General features: G+C 36.9%; 18 protein-coding genes. 13 read left to right on the top strand and 5 right to left on the bottom strand.

The features are described from left to right. The first annotated feature begins 77 nt into the window (after positions 1-77). Together CD112_RS12745 and CD112_RS12740 are read left to right on the top strand one after the other, a co-directional pair. Complete coding sequence (locus tag CD112_RS12745; protein WP_103364421.1) at positions 78-1,166, top strand: YeeE/YedE family protein; 1,089 nt, start codon at positions 78-80, stop codon at positions 1,164-1,166. Between the two features lie 55 nt (positions 1,167-1,221). Beyond that, positions 1,222-1,446 (top strand): sulfurtransferase TusA family protein, encoded by a 225-nt coding sequence (locus CD112_RS12740; protein WP_002481726.1) that lies wholly within the window; start codon positions 1,222-1,224, stop codon positions 1,444-1,446. A gap of 50 nt (positions 1,447-1,496) precedes the next feature. Here the strand turns inward: CD112_RS12740 and CD112_RS12735 are convergent, their stop codons facing one another. Further along, positions 1,497-2,138: a redox-sensing transcriptional repressor Rex gene (locus CD112_RS12735; RefSeq protein WP_002481727.1), complete on the bottom strand. Its 642-nt coding sequence runs from the start codon at positions 2,136-2,138 to the stop codon at positions 1,497-1,499. A 564-nt stretch (positions 2,139-2,702) separates the two neighbouring features. On the opposite strand from CD112_RS12735, the gene CD112_RS12730 reads away from it, so the two are divergent. Together CD112_RS12730 and CD112_RS12725 are read left to right on the top strand one after the other, a co-directional pair. After that, positions 2,703-4,628, top strand: coding sequence for an ABC-F family ATP-binding cassette domain-containing protein (locus CD112_RS12730; protein ID WP_070626458.1), 1,926 nt, complete (start codon positions 2,703-2,705; stop codon positions 4,626-4,628). Between the two features lie 339 nt (positions 4,629-4,967). Beyond that, positions 4,968-6,563 (top strand): MutS-related protein, encoded by a 1,596-nt coding sequence (locus tag CD112_RS12725; protein WP_103364420.1) that lies wholly within the window; start codon positions 4,968-4,970, stop codon positions 6,561-6,563. A 57-nt stretch (positions 6,564-6,620) separates the two neighbouring features. On the opposite strand, the gene tsaD is transcribed toward CD112_RS12725, so the two are convergent. Genes tsaD through tsaE form a run of 4 tightly spaced genes read right to left on the bottom strand, consistent with a single transcriptional unit; the run spans position 6,621 to position 9,193 of the window. Then, positions 6,621-7,646 carry a tRNA (adenosine(37)-N6)-threonylcarbamoyltransferase complex transferase subunit TsaD gene (gene tsaD / locus CD112_RS12720; protein WP_023015914.1) on the bottom strand — a complete coding sequence of 342 codons (1,026 nt, stop codon included), beginning with the start codon at positions 7,644-7,646 and terminating at the stop codon, positions 6,621-6,623. Next, positions 7,646-8,065 (bottom strand): ribosomal protein S18-alanine N-acetyltransferase, encoded by a 420-nt coding sequence (rimI, locus tag CD112_RS12715; protein WP_096754679.1) that lies wholly within the window; start codon positions 8,063-8,065, stop codon positions 7,646-7,648. The genes tsaD and rimI overlap by 1 nt, the downstream gene beginning before the upstream one ends. A gap of 20 nt (positions 8,066-8,085) precedes the next feature. Beyond that, entirely contained in the window at positions 8,086-8,751 is a 666-nt protein-coding gene (gene tsaB / locus CD112_RS12710; protein ID WP_070626455.1) for a tRNA (adenosine(37)-N6)-threonylcarbamoyltransferase complex dimerization subunit type 1 TsaB, read from the bottom strand. Continuing rightward, on the bottom strand, positions 8,720-9,193 hold the full coding sequence (tsaE, locus tag CD112_RS12705; protein WP_023015916.1) for a tRNA (adenosine(37)-N6)-threonylcarbamoyltransferase complex ATPase subunit type 1 TsaE: 474 nt from the start codon (positions 9,191-9,193) through the stop codon (positions 8,720-8,722). The genes tsaB and tsaE overlap by 32 nt, the downstream gene beginning before the upstream one ends. Positions 9,194-9,653: 460 nt before the next feature. On the opposite strand from tsaE, the gene ilvD reads away from it, so the two are divergent. Genes ilvD through ilvA form a run of 9 tightly spaced genes read left to right on the top strand, consistent with a single transcriptional unit; the run spans position 9,654 to position 20,479 of the window. Next, a complete protein-coding gene (gene ilvD / locus CD112_RS12700; RefSeq protein WP_103364419.1) occupies positions 9,654-11,348 on the top strand; it encodes a dihydroxy-acid dehydratase in 1,695 nt (564 codons plus the stop codon). Positions 11,349-11,369: 21 nt separating this feature from the next. Further along, entirely contained in the window at positions 11,370-13,097 is a 1,728-nt protein-coding gene (ilvB, locus tag CD112_RS12695; protein WP_231911571.1) for a biosynthetic-type acetolactate synthase large subunit, read from the top strand. Continuing rightward, positions 13,094-13,567, top strand: a complete 474-nt coding sequence (gene ilvN, locus CD112_RS12690) for an acetolactate synthase small subunit (protein ID WP_002481737.1) — start codon at positions 13,094-13,096, stop codon at positions 13,565-13,567. Before ilvB ends, ilvN begins: the two co-directional genes overlap by 4 nt. A 58-nt stretch (positions 13,568-13,625) precedes the next feature. After that, on the top strand, positions 13,626-14,630 hold the full coding sequence (gene ilvC / locus CD112_RS12685) for a ketol-acid reductoisomerase (protein WP_002481738.1): 1,005 nt from the start codon (positions 13,626-13,628) through the stop codon (positions 14,628-14,630). A gap of 25 nt (positions 14,631-14,655) precedes the next feature. Further along, positions 14,656-16,188, top strand: coding sequence for a 2-isopropylmalate synthase (locus tag CD112_RS12680; protein WP_002481739.1), 1,533 nt, complete (start codon positions 14,656-14,658; stop codon positions 16,186-16,188). Further along, complete coding sequence (leuB, locus tag CD112_RS12675) at positions 16,185-17,225, top strand: 3-isopropylmalate dehydrogenase (RefSeq protein WP_070626450.1); 1,041 nt, start codon at positions 16,185-16,187, stop codon at positions 17,223-17,225. The genes CD112_RS12680 and leuB overlap by 4 nt, the downstream gene beginning before the upstream one ends. A gap of 16 nt (positions 17,226-17,241) precedes the next feature. Next, the gene (gene leuC / locus CD112_RS12670) at positions 17,242-18,624 is read left to right on the top strand and encodes a 3-isopropylmalate dehydratase large subunit (RefSeq protein WP_103364417.1); all 1,383 of its coding nucleotides are present in this window, start codon (positions 17,242-17,244) and stop codon (positions 18,622-18,624) included. Further along, positions 18,617-19,198 carry a 3-isopropylmalate dehydratase small subunit gene (leuD, locus tag CD112_RS12665; protein ID WP_002481742.1) on the top strand — a complete coding sequence of 194 codons (582 nt, stop codon included), beginning with the start codon at positions 18,617-18,619 and terminating at the stop codon, positions 19,196-19,198. The genes leuC and leuD overlap by 8 nt, the downstream gene beginning before the upstream one ends. 12 nt (positions 19,199-19,210) lie before the next feature. After that, positions 19,211-20,479 (top strand): threonine ammonia-lyase IlvA, encoded by a 1,269-nt coding sequence (gene ilvA / locus CD112_RS12660; RefSeq protein ID WP_057510853.1) that lies wholly within the window; start codon positions 19,211-19,213, stop codon positions 20,477-20,479. The last annotated feature ends 401 nt before the right edge of the window (positions 20,480-20,880 follow it).

Below are 20,880 nucleotides of genomic sequence, written 5' to 3'. Positions count from 1 at the left end.
TAAAATTATACCCTTGCAATTTGGTCAATTGTATATTAGGATAAACCTTATCAACATTATCGGAAAAGAGGGATTAAATGATTTGGATGATTATCAGCGGTCTAATTGTGGGGAGTTTACTAGGATTTGTAATGCAGCGGACACGATTTTGTTTAGCCGGCGGATTTAGAGATATGTATGTTCAAAAAAATAATAAAATGTTTTACGCTTTACTCATTGCAATTTCTGTTCAAGCAATTGGCTTATTAGCTTTCACAGTGATAATTGGCAAACCTTTAGATAACGGAACATTCCCAATTATCGGAACAATTGTTGGATCATTTGTTTTCGGTGTTGGAATTGTATTAGCTGGCGGTTGTGCCACTGGTACTTACTACCGTGCTGGTGAAGGTCTTATCGGCAGCTGGTTAGCTTTAGTTGCTTATGCAGTATTCTCAGCTATTACTAAAGCAGGATTGTTAAAACCAGTGATGGAAGGTCTTAATTCAAAAACTAATGTTAATGCAGATATGTCAACAAGTACAGGTATTCCTGCTTGGGTTTGGGTCATTGTCATTACAGCAATTACAGTGTTCTTTGTGGTTAAAACAGTACGTAAACCTAAACCGAAAATTGCAGTCCCTAAATTAAAACAAAAATTCACAGGTGTACGTCACTTCTTCTTTGAAAAGAAATTCCACCCATTCGTAGCAGCAATTGTTGTTGGATTAATTGCGTTACTTGCTTGGCCAATGAGTTATTCAGCAGGCCGTGAAGGTGGTTTAGGTATCACTACACCTTCTTCAAATTTAGTACAATTTATCATCACAGGTAAAACATCATTCTTAGACTGGGGCGTATTCTTAGTCTTAGGTATTTTCATCGGATCTTATATTGCAGCTAAAGGTTCACGTGAATTTGCTTGGAGATTACCAGATAAAAAGACTTTAAGAAATAGTGTTATCGGCGGTGCATTAATGGGATTCGGCGCTTCAGTTGCCGGCGGTTGCTCAATTGGTAACGGCTTAGTTGCAACAGCAGCATTATCTTGGCAAGGTTGGATTGCTCTTGCATCAATGATTTTAGGTACTTGGTTAATGAGTTACTTTATCTTTATTAAACCAATGAAAGCATTACGTAAAGCACCTGCTAAAACAACTGCTTCAAGACCTGCAACACAATCATAATTAAGTTAAAATAGCCATAACGAATAAAAAGTTTTAAACAAAGGAGAATGAATCTATGGTATACGAACTAGGAACAGTCGGAATGGTTTGTCCTTTCCCTCTTATCGAAGCACAGAAGAAAATGGAAGAATTAGAAGTCGGAGACGAATTGAAAATCGACTTTGACTGCACACAAGCGACAGAAGCTATCCCAAACTGGGCAGCTGAAAAATCTTACCCTGTAACAAATTACGAACAATTAGGAGACGCTTCTTGGACAATTACAGTTCAAAAAGCCTAAACTAAAAAAGGAGTTTGCATTGAATGAAAATTCAAGCAAACTCCTTTTCTTTATTTACGATTCATATTATTCATAAAGAAGAGTAAAGACTGTAATTCTACCCCTAAATCAATATGATGTACTGATACATTATCAGGTACATCGATACGTGAAGGTGTAAAGTTTAAAATACCTTTTACGTTACTAGCGACAAGTTGATCAGCAACTTCTTGTGCTGCTCTTCCAGGTGTTGTGATAATCACTACATCTAAATTGCCTTTTTTCAAAATATCATGAATGGCATCCATGTCTTTAACTACAACTTTTCCAATTTGCGTACCGACTACATCCGCGTCAATATCAAACGCTTCTGTAATCACCATATCATCGTGGATTGAGAAGTTATATGAAAGCAATGCTTTCCCTAAGTTCCCTACGCCGACTAAACCAATACGAATTACATCACTTTCGCTGATTTCGCCTTTAAAGAATTCTAATAAACTCTCCACATTATAACCATAACCTTTTTTACCCAGCTCACCAAAGTATGAGAAATCTCTTCTGATGGTAGCTGAATCAATATCCAATGCTTCACTGATTGTTTTAGAATTCACTCTATCTATCCCTTTTTCTTGAAGGGTATTCACGAATCGGTAATATAAGGGTAATCGTTTCAAAGTCGCGCGAGGAATTTTATTGTTTTGATTAGCCAATTTATTTTCCTCCAAATCTTTCTAACTACTATCCCAAACTTTATTCAGTTCAACCATAATAAAACTATACTTTTAATCGTATGAAGTTATGTTAATTTAGCCATGGAGTTGTGAAAAGTAGTCATTTTATCGACTATTAGCAGATTATAGTATTATCATAGTTAATAATGCTGTACAACAATACTCAGCTTGTTTCTGGAATCATTTTTTATTATTTAAGTATACCGTATGATTTCAGAAATTGGAATGACTGTATTATCAACATTTTAGTGAATACGCTCTTTATTACACTAAAACATCCATAATTGCATTTGTAAATTACAGCAATGTACTAACTATTATACGATTAGAATTTTGTTTTGAACACATTTTTTTAAAACAAATCATAATTAATGGTCTGTATTAAATGTGTATTGACACAAATTTCTGATAAAATATTCAATCTTTTAATTTCGCGTGATATGTTAGGAATTCATGTCAATTGCGCTTATAATAGTAACTAAGCGACGCTTTTTAGGAAGGAGGACTACGAGATATTTATAGACAAATCTCGTATAAATTTGAATGATATTACTACAACTAAACAATGTCTCAAAATCCTTCGACGGGGAAGAAATCTTTAGTGATGTCCACTTTGAAGTAAAGAGTCATGAAAAAATAGGCATTGTCGGCAGAAATGGCGCTGGCAAATCAACATTAATGAAAATCATTGCTGGTGTGGATGGTTATGATAGCGGCAATGTCTCGAAAATCAAAAATTTAAAAGTCGGTTATTTAACACAACAAATGACCTTAGATACTGACCATACCGTATGGGAAGAGATGTCTAAACCTTTTGCGTATCTTAAACAAATGGAACAAGAGATGCAGGCGGAAACTAATTGGTTAGCCAATCATGCTGATGAATATGAATCTGAGACTTTCAAAGACCATATGGCAAGATATGAAACTTTGTCTAACCAATTTGAACGCTTAGAGGGGTATCAATTTGAAAGCAAGATTAAAACAGTCTTACACGGATTAGATTTTAACGAAGAAGATTTCAATCGTTCAGTAAATGATTTCAGCGGTGGTCAAAAAACACGTTTGTCACTCGCACAAATGTTATTGAGTGAACCTGATTTATTATTACTTGATGAGCCGACCAACCATTTAGATATGGAAACAACACAATGGCTCGAAGATTATTTGAATTACTTTAAAGGTGCTATCGTTATTATCAGTCACGACCGGTTCTTCTTAGATAAAACGGTCAACCAAATCTACGATGTCGCACTCGGTGCAGTTCAACACTATGTCGGCAACTATAGTAAATTTATCACACAACGTGATCAATACTATCAAAAACGTATGCAAGAATACGAACGTCAACAAGCTGAAATTAAACGACTAGAAACATTTGTCGAAAAAAATATCACACGTGCATCAACAAGCGGTATGGCTAAAAGTCGTCGAAAAGTTTTAGAAAAAATTGAACGTATCGATAAACCGATGTTAGATGCTCGCAGCGCTAATATCCAATTCGATTTTGATCGTAATACAGGTAATGACGTATACCATATTAGAAACTTAGAAATCGGTTATGCAGAGCCTGTGATTGCACCTATCACAATGGAAATCACTAAAGGAAATCATTTAGCAGTCATTGGACCGAACGGTATCGGAAAATCAACATTCATTAAAACTGTAGCCGACCGTATTCCTAAATTAGGCGGCGAAATTATTCATGGCGCAAATTTACGTGTCGGTTACTACGATCAAAAACAAGCAGAATTCAAATCTAATAAAACCATTTTAGACTATGTATGGGACCAATACCCTACCATGCCAGAAAAAGATGTACGTGCAGTATTAGGTCGTTTCTTATTTGTTCAAGATGATGTTAAAAAAATCATCAATGATTTATCAGGTGGTGAAAAAGCCCGCTTACAATTGGCATTATTGATGTTAGAACGTAATAATGTCTTAATTCTTGACGAGCCTACCAACCACTTAGATATCGATTCTAAAGAAATGTTAGAACAAGCACTTCAAGATTTTGAAGGTACTTTAATCTTCGTTTCACATGACCGTTACTTTATTAATCAACTGGCAAATAAAGTTTTCGATATGCAACCAGATGGCGGTACTGTTTACGCAGGCAATTATCAATATTATTTAGATAAAACTGAAGAGAAAGCCGCGATTGCCGCAAAAAATGAAGCACAACAAGCAGCACAAATCTCGACTGAAGAAAATACGAATTCATACGAAAATCAAAAAGCACAGCGTAGAGAACTACGTCAGCTAGAACGCCAAATTGAAAACTGTGAAGCAGAAATTGAAAAGTTCGAACAACAAATCGAAACCATCGATCATCAATTAACACAACCAGAAGTATTTAATGATCCAGAAAAAGCTGCACAGTTAGCTGAAGAAAAAGACACTATCGAACACCAACTCGAACAAGTTATGGAAACGTGGGAAGAATTACAAGAAAAAATAACATAAACCATAAAGGTTACCGAGGACTAGAAATGAACACTTCATTTTTAGTCCTCTTTTATTACAATTCCTTAACAAAATTATCAACATTAAAAATCCCTTAACATCAACTATCCACAGAGTTATCCACTTTATCCACAGGTAAAAAGACACCATTTTAAAGGCTATTCACATCACTTTCCACAGTTATTCACCTATTTACCCACACTTATCCACAAGTTATTCACTTATTGTTGATAAGTACGCATGTTCGCTATTGACAAAACAACAACTCAATCAAAATTGGCGACTGCCCATTATTATGAGATACTATAAATAATTCATATAAATAGAGAGGTATTATTCATGGATAGTGTACTTAATATTTTCTTATTTTTAATCTTCATGTGGCTAGTGATTACAGCGCTTTATATCATACTCACTTACTACCAAAAATACCGCGCTGCACAACGTATACGTTCATTATGGGATGCACGCGCTAAATCTGAAAGCTTCATACGTCCCAATCAACATTATCGCTATCAATACGATACATATCATCAGCAAAATGAACATACACTCGATGATAAAACATGGTCCGATTTAAATTTAGACGACGTGTTTCAACAACTCAATTATAATTTCACCGCAATTGGTGAAATGCGCTTATACGCAACACTTCGAGGCATGTTTAAAGTTAACAACCAAAGCTTGATTAACAAGTTCAAAAATCATAAAACATTTCGTCAAAGTGTGTCTGTACATTTATCACAAATTGGCAAAACAATTTACCCAATGTTTCCGGATCCAATCAAACCAATTAAAATGCAAAATATTTATTATCTATGTCCTTTGCTTCCTATTATAGGTTTGATACTTGTACCTATTCTAAAGGGCCCAGGCTTATTAATATTACTCTTTACGATTGTGTTGAATATCTTTCTAAGCGGTAAATTATCCAAACACTACTCTGAATATATCAACGCAACCTTTTATTCTGTTAATGTCATTAAAAAAGCTGAACGTATTCATCAACTTGAACAAGCACCTGAACTTGATGTGAATTTCAAACATTTCGCGAAAGCCAAACGATTCAGTCCCCTACTAGGTAAAGTTTCACCTGATAACGAAGGTGGTGCGATGGCAGAATTTATTAAACTCGCTTTCATGTTAGATTATGTTATTTTCAATTCAGTTCAAAATACCTTTACTAAGCATCAAGATGAACTGATGGCTTGTTATGACTATGTTAGTGAAATTGACAATCATTATGCGATTGCTTTATGGCAAGAAACTTTAGAATCATATACACATCCTGAAGTCACACAACAACCTGAATTAGAATTCAACGCGTTAGTTCACCCTTTACTTGAGACACCTGTCCCAAATGATTTAAACATTCAGCGAAACATCTTACTGACAGGTTCGAACGCATCAGGTAAATCGACGTTCATGAAAGCTGTAGCACTCAATTTAGTATTAGCGCAAACTGTTGATACAGCATTAGCGACTCAATTCAAATATAAGCCTGGTATGATTTTAACTTCTATGGCGAATCAAGATGATGTACTGAGCGGAGATAGTTACTTCATCGCAGAATTGAAATCTATCTTACGCTTAATGGATCAAACATACACTTATTGTTATTGCTTTATCGATGAAATATTTAAGGGAACGAATACAACAGAGCGCATTGCTGCTTCTGAATCAGTTTTAAATTACCTTGCAGAACATCCCGAATACAGAATCATTGCGGCAACGCATGATATTGAATTATCACAACTACTTGAACAGGATTTTGCGAATTATCATTTTAATGAAACGATTAAAGATGATGAAATTTATTTTGACTATAAAATCAAACCAGGTAAAGCAGATACTCGTAATGCAATTGAATTATTACGCTTAATGCACTTTCCTGATGCTGTTTATCAAAATGCATTAAAAAATACAAAAAAGTAGAGAAGCAAAATAACCGCTTTTCTACTTTTTCTTTTATCAACATTTCTTTTTATTCAACTATTCTACTGAAAATTCTTCAATATCAATACTGCTTTTACCATTTAAATCTAAATCAGCTTTTAATCCAGCTTCATATAAATAATGACCTGCTGCACCAATCATCGCCGCATTGTCAGTACATAACTTCGGACTTGGAATTGATAATTTAATCTGATGTTCTGCACATGCTTCTTTAAGTGCTTTTCGTAAACCTTTGTTGCTTGCAACACCACCTGCGACTATTAACTGATTCACTTGATACGTTTCACATGCTTTAATCGCCTTGTGTACTAAAACTTCAACGACACTATTTTGGAAACTTGCCGCAACATTTTCAGGAATAATTTCTTCATTCTTTTGTTTCAAGTTATGCAGCTTATTGATAACTGCACTTTTTAAACCACTGAAGCTAAAATCAAAACTATCCGGTTCTAGCCATACACGTGGGAAGTCGTAGACATCTTCCCCTTCTGTTGCGAGTTGATCGACTTTCGGTCCGCCGGGATACGGCAAGCCGATTGTACGTGCCACTTTATCATAAGCTTCACCGACTGCATCGTCTCTTGTTTCACCGATAACTTCAAAGTTTAAATGGTCTTTCATATAAACTAACTCCGTATGACCACCTGATACTATCAGTGCCATCAACGGAAACTCGAATGGTTCTTCTAAATTATTCGCATAGATATGACCTGCAATATGATGCACCGGGATTAATGGTTTATCATATGCATATGCTAATGCTTTTGCTGCATTGACTCCGATTAAAAGTGCACCGATTAAGCCTGGACCTTCTGTCACCGCAACCGCATCTATTGCTTCCATATCTGTATGCGCTGTTGTTAAGGCCTCATCTATCGTTTGTGTGATACCTTCCACATGATGACGGCTCGCTACTTCAGGGACCACGCCGCCGAAACGTTTATGACTTTCAATTTGGCTTAGCACAGTATTGCTTAAGATTTCTTTGCCATTTTTAATCACACTGGCACTTGTTTCATCACAGCTTGATTCTATTGCTAAAATTAATGTATCTTTTTCCATTATAAATCCACCCACATTACGAGTGCATCCTCGCCTTCTCCATAATAATTTTTTCGTTTGCCGCCGTAATTGAACCCTAATGATTCATAAACACGACGCGCAATGCTGTTTTCAATACGTACTTCTAAACTCATAACCTCACATGTCTGTCTAGCGAAATTCATCGCATACTCCACAATTAACTTTCCTAATCCATACCCGCGCATCTTTTCAGTTACCGCAACTGTCGTAATTTGTGCTTGATCAATGACGGTCCATATACCGATATAACCAATAATCTCTTGCTCATATTCCATCACAAAATAACGTGCAAACTGATTACGCTCGACTTCATGATAAAAAGCATCAATAGTCCAAGAGCTATCATTAAAACACAAGCGTTCTAAATCAAAGACCTTCGGCACATCCTCTACAGTCATCAATCGTATATTCAAGCTATTTAATTCCGTTGTGTTTTTAACCAATTGCGTTCTGCCTCAGAAAGTTTAAGATAGTCTGGTTTAAAGGTATGGATATTTTCTGGTTGCGTAATTAAACTTTGCATCACGCTGGCTTTAGGAAGTTGATGAATTATCGGTCCATTTAGCAACTCAGTAATATTTTCTAAATCATGACCGACAAAAACGTGTGGCTGTTGTTGTTGATTCAGATAATCATTTAAATCTGTAATCAACATATATTGGTCTTCTAATAAGTTAACAAGTTGACCTTCTTGGTATTGATAAATACCTGTGTAAACCGCTTCTCGTCTTGCATCAAACACGGGAACAATTAACTGTTCAGTCTGTGTATCAGGTAAAGTTGCAGCTAAGGCTTCTAAAGATGAAACGCCATATAACTCTGTATTTAATGCATAAGCTAACGTTTTAGCAGTCGTAACACCAATTCTTAATCCAGTGTATGAACCAGGACCTTTAGCAACGATAATTGCATTAATATCTCTTTTAGTGATACCTGCTTCTTCAATGATTTTTTGAATCGCCGGCATCAGTTGAACAGAATGATTACGTTTAATATTTGTGGTATGTTCTACTAATATATTTTCATCTTGCATCACTGCAAGCGACATAGGCTTATTGGATGTATCCAGCAGCAAGTAAATCACGTGTGACGTCCTCCTTCAGTTGTGCATAATGCGCACCTTGTGCTTCTATTGTAATTTCTCTTTTATTTTCATCTACTGCAGTAAGATTAATCGTTAAATGATTATCTGGCAATAAGTCTTGAATAAATGTACTCCATTCAATAACGGTTACTGCATGATCATCAAAATATTCATCGAACCCTAAGTCTTCATCAGAATCTTCTAAGCGATAGCAATCCATATGATGAAATTTCATGTTCGTTCCTTTATAAGATTTAATAATATTGAAGGTTGGAGAATTAATTGTACGTTTCACTCCTAAATGCTTACCGATGAATTGACTTAATGTTGTCTTTCCTGCACCTAAATTACCATTTAATAAAATTAGATCTTTGGGTTGTAAATGCTTTGTCAGTATTTCAGCAAATTGATTCATTTGATCAATATTGTTGATTGTTATCATTTTCAAGTCTCCTATTTTCTATTCTGTATGCGTACAGAAATTTCGTCTTCTATATTGTAACATGGCATGCAACTGCTTTTGACTATAATGATTGTTTGCTTTAAAAATGAAATATGTAATTATTAAAAACGTTTTCATGTATGAAATTAAAAAATTTTCAGAAATCCGGTTGACATCCCTCTGGACATGTAGTAAATTAAGTTTATCAAATTTTTAGACAATTCAAATTTATTCATAAAACCATTCGAAAGGAGCAAATTGAAATGACTAACAGAACACAAGCAAATACTCTACCGACAACAACAAATATTTTAGTCATTTTATTAATTTGCTAGGACTCGAACTTTAGTAAAAACCATTACTAAATGTTTAAGTCCTATTTCCGATTGAATGGGACTTCCATTGACGTCCCAATAATTATTGGGACGTTTTTTTATTTGAATCTTCGGGGGGAATTATATTGAGAAGCGACACAATCAAAAAAGGAGACCAACAGGCTCCGGCCAGAAGTTTACTTCATGCCACAGGACAAATCAAAGATCCAACAGATATGAACAAACCATTCGTAGCGATTTGTAACTCTTATATCGATATCGTTCCAGGACATGTTCACTTAAGAGAATTAGCAGATATTGCAAAAGAAGCTATCCGAGAAGCAGGCGCAATTCCATTTGAATTCAACACAATCGGTGTTGACGATGGTATCGCAATGGGACACATTGGAATGCGTTATTCATTACCATCTCGTGAAATCATCGCAGATGCAGCTGAAACAGTTATCAATGCACATTGGTTCGACGGCGTCTTCTACATTCCAAACTGTGACAAAATCACACCAGGAATGTTAATGGCAGCAGTTAGAACAAACGTACCTGCTATCTTCTGTTCAGGCGGACCGATGAAAGCTGGTTTATCTACAACAGGTAAAGCCTTAACTCTTTCATCTATGTTCGAAGCAGTTGGTGCCTTTAAAGGCGGTTCAATGACAAAAGAAGAATTTTTAGATATGGAACAAAATGCTTGCCCTACTTGCGGTTCTTGCGCAGGTATGTTCACAGCAAACTCAATGAACTGTTTAATGGAAGTATTAGGACTAGCACTTCCATATAATGGTACAGCATTAGCCGTATCAGACCAACGTCGAGAAATGATTCGACAAGCCGCTTTCCAATTAGTAGACAATATTAAAAATGATTTGAAACCACGTGATATCGTTACAAAAGAAGCATTAGATGATGCATTCGCATTAGATATGGCGATGGGCGGTTCAACAAACACAGTACTTCACACACTTGCAATCGCAAATGAAGCGGGTGTTGATTATGACTTAAGCCGTATCAATGAAATTGCTAAACGTACACCTTATTTATCTAAAATCGCACCAAGTTCTTCTTATTCTATGCACGATGTTCATGAAGCCGGCGGTGTTCCTGCTATCATCAATGAATTAATGAAAAAAGAAGGTACATTGCACCCTGACAGAGTGACTGTTACAGGTAAAACACTTCGCGAAAACAACCAAGGCAAAGAAATCAAAAACAAAGATGTCATCCATCCACTTGATAATCCGTACGATAAAGAAGGTGGCCTTTCAATCTTATATGGTAACTTAGCTCCAAATGGTGCAGTTATCAAAGTCGGCGGTGTAGATCCTGAAATCAAAGTCTTTAAAGGAAAAGCCATTTGTTTCGACTCTCATGATGAAGCTGTTGAAGCAATTGATAACCACACTGTACGTGAAGGTCACGTTGTAGTTATTCGTTATGAAGGCCCTAAAGGCGGACCAGGAATGCCTGAGATGTTAGCCCCTACTTCATCTATCGTAGGTCGTGGCTTAGGTAAAGATGTTGCATTAATCACTGACGGAAGATTCTCAGGAGCAACAAGAGGTATCGCAGTCGGACACATTTCACCTGAAGCAGCATCAGGCGGACCAATCGGATTAATTCGTGACGGTGATGAAATCGTCATCGACTTAACAAACAGAACATTAGATGTAGATGTTTCAGAAGAAGAAATGAACAAACGTAAAACAGAAGTCAAACCATTTAAAGCTAAAGTGAAAACAGGTTACTTAGCACGTTATACAGCACTTGTTACAAGTGCAAATACGGGCGGTGTTATGAGAGTACCAGAATATCTAATTGAGGAGTGATGCTTTATGTCTAACCCACAAATGACTAAACATAATGAAGAAGCAAACAGTACACAAGCAGCCACGAAAACGAGTAGAAGCGGTTCGGAATTGTTGGTAGAAGCACTGTTGAAAGAAGGCACAGAGTTGCTTTTCGGTTATCCAGGAGGTGCCGTGCTACCGCTCTATGATACATTTTACGATGGTAAAATCAAACATATCTTAGCACGACACGAACAAGGTGCTGTACACGCTGCGGAAGGTTATGCCAGAGTTTCTGGCAAACCTGGCGTAGTTGTAGTTACCAGCGGTCCAGGAGCAACAAACGTTATTACAGGTATCGCAGACGCATTTAGTGATTCATTGCCACTTGTATTATTTACAGGACAAGTTGCAACACCAGGTATCGGTAAAGATGCATTCCAAGAAGCGGATTTACTTTCAATGACAACACCTATCACTAAACACAACTTCCAAGTTAAACATCCAGACGAAATTCCTGAAGTGGTACATCAAGCGTTTCACATTGCAAATACAGGTCGTAAAGGCCCAGTAGTCATCGACTTCCCTAAAGATGTCGGCATTCTACAATCTGATGTTGATGTATGTGACGAGCTTGATTTACCAGGATATCGTTTAGCTGATGCACCGAACCCTCAAGATGTACAAACTGTACTAGAATGGTTGAAATCAGCGAAGAAACCAGTCATTTTAGCTGGGGCAGGCGTGAGACATTCAGAATCAGGCCCACTTCTGACTACATTTGCTGAACGCCATCAAATTCCAGTAGTCACAACTTTACATGGGTTAGGCACAATTCCTTACAGCAATCCCCTATTCTTAGGTATGGGCGGTATGCATGGATCTTACGCAAGCAACATGGCACTTTCTGATTGCGACTTGCTTATCAACTTTGGCAGCCGCTTCGACGACCGCCTTGCAAGTAACCCAGATAAATTTGCAGAAAACGCTAAGGTTGTTCATGTAGACATCGATCCTTCTGAAATCAACAAAATCATCAAAACAGATTTGGGCGTAGTAGCTGACTGTAAATTGATGCTTGAAGCATTGCTTACAGAAACTAATACTTACGACCAACATAAAGACTGGGTTGACTATTGTGTGAATAATCAGAAATCTCATCCATTTGCATACACAGATGAAGAAGCAGATGTATTTATCAAACCTCAACAAGCCATCGAGTATATCGGTAAAATTACAAATGGAGAAGCGCTAGTTACAACAGATGTCGGCCAACACCAAATGTGGGCAGCACAATTCTATCCATTCAAACATGATAATCAATTAGTAACAAGCGGTGGTCTTGGAACAATGGGCTTCGGCATCCCTTCTGCTATCGGTGCTAAATTAGCACAACCTGATAAAACAGTTGTTTGTTTCGTTGGAGATGGCGGTTTCCAAATGACCAGCCAAGAAATGGCAATCTTAAATGAGTATGGTTTAGATATCAAAATCGTCCTTATCAATAACGGCACACTAGGAATGGTTAAACAATGGCAAGATAAATTCTTTAAACAACGTTTCTCTCATTCAGTATTCAATGGCCAACCAGATTTCCAACAATTATCAGAAGCATATGGTGTGAAAGCATTCTTAGTAGATGATCCTAAAACACTTGAAGCAGATTTAGAAGCAGCATTTGCACACAAAGGCCCTGCTTTAATCGAAGTAAGAATCTCACCTAAAGAACCAGTTTTACCGATGGTACCAAGCGGTAAAGCGAACAACGAAATGGAGGGTGTCCTATGAGATATACATTCAAGACGCAAGTATTAGATAAATCTGGTACATTAAACCGACTGACAAGTACCTTTTTAAGACGTCAGTTTAATATCGTAACACTTTGTGTTACACCAAGTATTCAACCTGGTATTTCTGATATGACATTCGTAGCTGAGTTAGATGAAGCATCAAAAGTACAATCACTCATGCTCCATTTAGAAAAACAAATTAATGTACTTTCTGTAGAAAATATCACAGATAACAACGTCTACAGTGTGGAATTATTACTTGCTAAAATTGCAACACCTGCAGATAAAACAGAATTAGACAACTTGATCAATCACAGTGATGCGCTAGTTTCAGTATTAAAAGAAGAAGATGGTCATACTTATTTACAAGCATCAGGTACACAACAAGCACTTGATGATGTATTACATGCACTATCATCACAACAGATTGAACAAGTTTCTAGAACAGGAACTGCAGCATTATTATAATTTGAATTTTCACAAAGTTGCGAATTTAAAATAAAACAAATTTTTGGAGGAATTTATTATGACAACAGTTTATTATGACGAATCAGTGAAAAAAGACGCTTTAGAAGGTAAAAAAATCGCGGTATTAGGCTACGGTTCTCAAGGTCACGCACATGCTAAAAACCTTAAAGACAACGGCTATGACGTTATAATCGGTATCCGCCCAGGACATTCTTTCGACAGAGCTAAAAAAGATGGATTCGATGTATATCCAGTTGGAGAAGCAGTAAAACAAGCAGACGTAATCATGGTATTATTACCAGATGAAATCCAAGGTAAAGTATACGACGAAGAAATCGCTCCTAATCTAGAAGCTGGTAATGCATTAGCATTTGCACATGGTTTCAACATCCACTTCGATGTAATCAAACCACCAAGTGACGTAGATGTATTCTTAGTAGCTCCTAAAGGCCCTGGTCACCTTGTAAGACGTACATTCACTGAAGGCAGCTCAGTTCCTGCATTATTTGGTGTAGGCCAAGATGCAACTGGTAACGCTTTTGACATCGCATTAAGCTATGCAAAAGGTATCGGTGCAACTAAAGCTGGTGTCATTGAAACTACATTCAAAGAAGAAACTGAAACAGACTTATTCGGTGAACAAGCAGTACTTTGCGGTGGTGTTACTCAATTAATCCAAAACGGTTTCGAAACATTAGTTGAAGCTGGTTACCAACCAGAACTTGCTTACTTCGAAGTATTACATGAAATGAAATTGATCGCTGACTTAATGTACGAAGGCGGTATGGAAACTATGCGTTATTCAATTTCAAACACTGCTGAATACGGTGACTATGTTTCAGGTCCACGTGTTATCACACCAGACGTTAAAGAAAACATGAAAGCTGTATTAACTGATATCCAAAACGGTACATTCGCTAACAACTTCATTAAAGATAATGAAAATGGATTCGAAGAATTCTACAAACTACGTAAAGCAGCACAAGGTCACCAAATCCAAGAAGTTGGTAAAAAACTTCGTGAAATGATGCCATTCGTTGAAAATAAAACTATTGAAGAATAATACTAAATCAGGAGGTTGATTATTTATGAGTCATATTCAAATATTTGATACAACACTAAGAGACGGTGAACAAACGCCCGGAGTCAGTTTTTCCTTTGATGAAAGACTGACTATCGCAAAGCAACTTGAAAAATGGGGTGTCGATGTAATTGAAGCTGGATTCCCTGCTTCTAGTGAAGGTAGCTTTAAATCAGTTCAAGCTATTTCACAAGCTTTAACTAAAACTGCTGTAGTAGGCTTAGCAAGATGTAAGAAAAGCGACATCGATGCTGTGTACGAAGCAACTAAAGAAGCAAAATATCCGCAATTACATGTATTTATCGCTACTAGCCCTATTCATTTAGAGCATAAATTGAAAATGACTCAAGAAGAAGTGCTAGAGCAAATTACTGAAAATGTTGCTTATGGCAAATCTTTATTCGATGTTGTACAATTCTCACCCGAAGATGCAACACGTACTGATTTAGATTTCTTAATCAAAAGTGTGCAAACAGCTGTAGACGCAGGTGCAACAATTATCAACATTCCTGATACAGTAGGTTATAGCTATCCAACTGAATTCGGAAATATCTTTAAAGTATTGCTTGAAAATGTTAAATCTGATCAAGAAATTATCTATAGTGCACACTGCCACGATGACCTAGGCTTAGCTGTTGCAAACAGCATGGCTGCCATCGAAAATGGTGCAAAACGTGTTGAAGGTACAATTAACGGTATCGGTGAACGTGCTGGTAATACTGCACTTGAAGAAGTTGCGCTTGGTTTATACGTACGTAAAGATCACTATGGTATTGAAACAAGACTTGAGCTTGGACGTACTAAAGAAACTTCTGATTTAATTTCTCGTTTCGCTGGTATTCCAGTACCTCGAAATAAAGCTGTTATCGGCCAAAACGCATTCAGTCATGAATCAGGTATCCACCAAGACGGCTTCTTGAAAAACCGTGAAACATACGAAATCATGACGCCACAATTAGTGGGTATCCAAACATCTGAATTGCCTCTTGGTAAATTGTCTGGTAAACATGCTTTCGCTGAAAAGTTAAAACAACTTGGCTACGAAATCAGTCCAGAAAAACAAGTTGAATTGTTCAAACAGTTCAAATCTATTGCCGATAAAAAGAAAAATGTTTCTGATTATGACGTACATGCCCTTGTTCAAGGTCATTACCATGAAACAAATGCTGCTTATCATGTTGAAAATCTTCAACTACAATTTGTGGCTGAAGGTGTACAAAGTGCAGTCGTTCAACTTCGTGATAATGACGGCAAACAATATCAATCAGCAGCAACAGGAACAGGTTCTATTCTTGCAGTATACAATGCAGTAGACTTAATCTTCGATGCTGAATCTGAATTGTTGAACTATCAAATCTCTTCAGTAACTGAAGGTTCAGATGCACAAGCACAAGTTAACGTTGAACTTAGCATTGATGGACGCTCTTACTACGGTATCGGTATCGACCATGACGTATTGCTTGCTTCATGTAAAGCTTATGTGGAAGCTTATTCTAATCATATTGCTGATGCATCAGTTAATAATGAGGTGAACGCATGAGTTATAAAATCACTGCCCTCCCAGGCGATGGTATAGGTCCAGAAATACTTGAAGGTACTTTGAAAATATTAGAAAAATTAAGTGGAAAATATAACATTGATTATGAATTAGAAACTTATGATTTTGGAGGGGCCGCTATAGATAACTATGGCGACCCGCTTCCATCATCTACGCTTGAAGCTTGTAAACAATCTGATGCGATTCTTTTAGGTGCAATCGGCGGTCCAAAATGGACAAACAGCCCAAAACGACCTGAAGCTGGCTTACTTGCTTTAAGAAAGAACTTAGAGTTATTCGCAAATATCCGCCCTACTGCTGTAGTTGAAGGCACGACTGAATTCTCTCCTCTTAAAGCAGAACGTGTACAAGGTACTGATTTAGTGATTGTCAGAGAATTAACAGGCGGTTTATACTTCGGTGAACCGAAAGAATTAGCTGAAGATCATGCAATTGATTCATTAACATATACTAAAGCAGAAGTTGAACGTATTGCACACGCAGCGTTCAAACTTGCACAATCAAGACGTAAGAAATTAACTTCAGTGGACAAAGAAAATGTATTAGCATCAAGTAAATTATGGCGTAAAACAGTTGATGAAGTATCTGCTTCATATCCTGATGTGGAAGTAGAACATCTACTTGTTGATGCATGCAGTATGCATTTGATTACGCGTCCAACACAATTTGATGTGATTGTAACTGAAAACTTATTCGGTGATATTTTAAGCGATGAAGCTTCTGTCATTCCAGGTTCATTAGGTGTATCCCCTTCTGTCAGCTATGGACAAAAAGGTACAAAACTTTATGAACCAATTCATGGATCAGCACCTGACATTGCGGGTCAAGATATTGCGAATCCGACAGGTATGGTGCTTTCATTAGCAATGTGTTTCAGAGAAACATTTAATCAAGCAGAAGCGGCAGAAGAATTAGAAAAGATTGTTTATGGTTTACTGAAAGAAGGCTTTACGACACCTGATTTAGGCGGAAAAGCACATACTTCAGAAATCTTCGAGAAAATTTTACAACAACTTTAAAAGGATGGTGATTGAAATGGGACAAACTTTGTTCGATAAAATATGGAATAGACATGTTCTCACAGGAAATGCAGGTGAACCGCAATTATTATACATTGACTTGCATTTAATCCATGAAGTGACATCACCTCAAGCCTTTGAAGGATTAAGAATTCAACACAGACCACTGAGACGTCCGGATTTAACGTTTGCGACAATTGATCATAACGTACCGACAGAAGATATTTTCAACATCAAAGATGAAATTGCAGCAACACAAATCAAGACGCTTCAAAAGAACTGTGCAGAGTTTGGGGTTCGACTGTTTGATAATGGTACTGAAGAACAAGGTATCGTACATATGGTTGGACCAGAAATCGGATTAACGCAACCTGGTAAAACCATTGTTTGCGGTGACTCTCACACAGCAACACACGGTGCTTTCGGTGCCATTGCTTTCGGTATCGGAACGAGTGAAGTTGAACATGTTTTTGCGACACAAACATTGTGGCAAACTAAACCGAAGAATCTTTTAATTGATATTAATGGTGAGTTGCCTAAAGGTGTATATGCGAAAGATATTATCTTACACCTCATCAATCAATATGGTGTAGATTTCGGTACAGGTTATGCGCTTGAATTTGCAGGTTCTACAATTCGTAATCTATCAATGGATGCGAGAATGACAATCTGTAATATGGCGATTGAAGCCGGCGCAAAATATGGTTTAGTTGAACCAGATGAAACAACACTAGAATATGTCAAAGGTCGTCCTTACGCTGATATTGATGAGGAAACTGCAGAATATTGGCAATCACTTTATAGTGATAAGGATGCACAATTTGATCGTGTGATTGAGTTAGATGTATCTGACCTAGAACCACAAGTAACTTGGGGTACTAGTCCTGAAATGGGTGTAAGCTTCAATACACCTTTCCCAGAAATTCAAAACGTCAATGACGAACGTGCTTATCACTACATGGATTTAAAACCAGGTGAAAAAGCTGAAGATATTGAACTTGGTTATGTATTCTTAGGCTCTTGTACAAATGCGCGCCTTTCTGACTTACAAGAAGCAAGTAAATTTGTTAAAGGACATAAAGTACATCCTAATATCACAGCAATTGTTGTACCTGGTTCAAGAAGTGTTAAACATCAAGCTGAAGCATTAGGACTTGATAAAATCTTTAAAGATGCAGGCTTTGAATGGCGTGAACCTGGCTGCTCAATGTGTCTCGGTATGAACCCTGACCAAGTACCAGCTGGTGTCCACTGTGCTTCTACCAGCAACCGTAACTTCGAAGGTCGTCAAGGTAAAGGTGCAAGAACACATCTTGTATCCCCTGCTATGGCAGCAGCTGCTGCGATTGAAGGACGCTTCGTAGACGTCAGAAAATGGGAGGCGCTTGAACATGCTTAAAATCGAACCGATTACACAATATACAGGTAAAACTGCTATTTTATTTCACGATAATATTGATACAGACCAAATTATCCCAAAAGTCCATCTCAAAGGCGTTTCTAAAACAGGACTTGGTCCTTACGCCTTTGATGAGTGGCGTTATCTAGAAGATGGTTCAGATAACCCTGAATTCGAATTAAACCAACCTCAATATAAAGGTGCTTCAATTCTTATCACAGGTGATAACTTTGGTTGCGGTTCTAGTCGTGAACACGCAGCTTGGGCATTAAAAGATTATGGCATCAATATTATTATTGCGGGCAGCTTCAGTGATATTTTCTACATGAACTGCACGAAAAATGCATTATTACCTATCGCACTAGAAAAAGAAGATCGCGAGTTCCTTGCGAAATATAAAGAGCTCGAAATTGACCTTCCGAATCAGGTAATCAAAACACCTGATCGCGAATTACATTTTGATATTGATTCAACTTGGAAGAACAAACTTGTTCAAGGACTAGATGATATTGCCGTCACATTGGCATACGAAGACCAAATTGAACAATACGAACAGAAATACCAACACAATTAAGGAGTGAGCGAAATGACTGTACAAACTGCTGTATCAGCTAAAGACATAGAAGAGGCTTTTTTATCATTACAGCCGATTGTCAAAGAAACGCCTTTAGAGAAAGATCATTATTTATCTTTAAAGTATGACTGTAATGTATATTTAAAAAGAGAGGATCTGCAATGGGTACGTTCCTTTAAACTAAGAGGTGCTTATAACGCAATTCAAGTATTGAGCGAAAGCGAAAAAGCAAAAGGTATTACATGTGCGAGTGCCGGCAACCATGCACAAGGTGTCGCATTTACTGCACAACGATTAGGATTAAAAGCAGTCATCTTTATGCCTGTGACAACTCCCCTTCAAAAAATTAATCAAGTTAAATTCTTTGGTGGAGAAAATGTTGAAGTAATCTTGGTTGGTGATACATTTGATGATTGTTTAAAAGAAGCCCTAGAATATACTGAAAAACATGCGATGAACTTTATTGACCCATTTGACAATGTCAATACAATTGCAGGTCAAGGTACAATCGCAGCGGAAATTTTAAAAGAAGCACAAGAAAGCAATATCGATGTAGATTATCTATTTGCCGCAATTGGTGGCGGCGGATTAATTTCTGGTGTAGGTACTTACTTTAAAGAGAAGTCGCCTCAAACAAAAATTGTAGGTGTTGAACCTAAAGGTGCTGCAAGTATGTATACTTCAGTTGTCTTAGAACATCACAGAGTGAAATTACCAGAAATTGATAAGTTTGTAGACGGTGCATCTGTTGCACAAGTCGGCAAAATTACATTTGAAATTGCGAAAAAAGTCGTTGATGATTATCTTCAAATCGATGAAGGTGCTGTATGTTCTACAATCTTAGATATGTATTCTAAACAAGCCATTGTCGCAGAACCTGCAGGTGCATTAAGCGTCTCAGCTCTAGAACAATATCGTGATCAAATCAAAGGCAAAACAGTAGTTTGTATTATCAGCGGTGGTAACAACGATATCAACCGTATGAAAGAAATCGAAGAACGCTCACTTTTATATGAAGAAATGAAACACTACTTCATTTTCAACTTCCCTCAACGTCCTGGTGCGTTAAGAGAGTTCGTAAATGAAGTATTAGGACCAAATGATGATATCACTAAATTCGAGTACTTGAAAAAATCTTCTCAAAACACAGGTACAGTTATCATAGGTATTCAATTAAATAACCATGATGACTTAACGCGTTTGAAAGAAAAAGTACATGAGTTTGATCCATCAAATATCTATATTAATGAAAACAAAATGTTGTATTCATTATTGATTTAATCTAAAAAGCAGGAGATGCCATAATTCTAAAATGACTTATGGTTTCTCCTGCTTTTTCTTTATATACATATGCCTATTAATTTTCCGCACAGCTTCTCCACTTACACATTTTAAGCTAAATTCTCGTTTATTGAATGAGTCTTTAACTAATGCTGATTAAAAATGCTTTTTATATACCTATTTAAAACAGTATGTAATGTTTTATATGTATCTTATGAACTATATCAATTTCTCTTATAAAAAAGCATAAAAAAAAAGACCTCAAACCTGAGATCTCAATGCGGCTCATCGCATCCAAAATATATAATATACGATTATACATTCAAAACTAGATAGTAAGTAAATTTCAATTCGACCAATCAAAACTTGAAATTTGATTAAGTCTTCGATCGATTAGTATT

The sequence above is a fragment of the Staphylococcus simulans genome (assembly GCF_002902285.1).
Classification (GTDB): Bacteria; Bacillota; Bacilli; order Staphylococcales; family Staphylococcaceae; genus Staphylococcus; species Staphylococcus simulans.
This window is presented reverse-complemented; position numbering and strand designations above follow the sequence as displayed.

Excerpts from the sequence above, each read along its gene's own strand:
- CD112_RS12745 (WP_103364421.1), top strand. The coding sequence starts at position 78 with ATGATTTGGATGATTATCAGCGGTCTAATTGTGGGGAGTTTACTAGGA.
- CD112_RS12740 (WP_002481726.1), top strand. The coding sequence starts at position 1,222 with ATGGTATACGAACTAGGAACAGTCGGAATGGTTTGTCCTTTCCCTCTT.
- CD112_RS12730 (WP_070626458.1), top strand. The coding sequence starts at position 2,703 with ATGATATTACTACAACTAAACAATGTCTCAAAATCCTTCGACGGGGAA.
- CD112_RS12725 (WP_103364420.1), top strand. The coding sequence starts at position 4,968 with ATGGATAGTGTACTTAATATTTTCTTATTTTTAATCTTCATGTGGCTA.
- tsaD (WP_023015914.1), bottom strand. The coding sequence starts at position 7,646 with ATGGAAAAAGATACATTAATTTTAGCAATAGAATCAAGCTGTGATGAA.
- rimI (WP_096754679.1), bottom strand. The coding sequence starts at position 8,065 with ATGACTGTAGAGGATGTGCCGAAGGTCTTTGATTTAGAACGCTTGTGT.
- tsaE (WP_023015916.1), bottom strand. The coding sequence starts at position 9,193 with ATGATAACAATCAACAATATTGATCAAATGAATCAATTTGCTGAAATA.
- ilvB (WP_231911571.1), top strand. The coding sequence starts at position 11,370 with ATGACTAAACATAATGAAGAAGCAAACAGTACACAAGCAGCCACGAAA.
- ilvN (WP_002481737.1), top strand. The coding sequence starts at position 13,094 with ATGAGATATACATTCAAGACGCAAGTATTAGATAAATCTGGTACATTA.
- ilvC (WP_002481738.1), top strand. The coding sequence starts at position 13,626 with ATGACAACAGTTTATTATGACGAATCAGTGAAAAAAGACGCTTTAGAA.
- CD112_RS12680 (WP_002481739.1), top strand. The coding sequence starts at position 14,656 with ATGAGTCATATTCAAATATTTGATACAACACTAAGAGACGGTGAACAA.
- leuB (WP_070626450.1), top strand. The coding sequence starts at position 16,185 with ATGAGTTATAAAATCACTGCCCTCCCAGGCGATGGTATAGGTCCAGAA.
- leuC (WP_103364417.1), top strand. The coding sequence starts at position 17,242 with ATGGGACAAACTTTGTTCGATAAAATATGGAATAGACATGTTCTCACA.
- leuD (WP_002481742.1), top strand. The coding sequence starts at position 18,617 with ATGCTTAAAATCGAACCGATTACACAATATACAGGTAAAACTGCTATT.
- ilvA (WP_057510853.1), top strand. The coding sequence starts at position 19,211 with ATGACTGTACAAACTGCTGTATCAGCTAAAGACATAGAAGAGGCTTTT.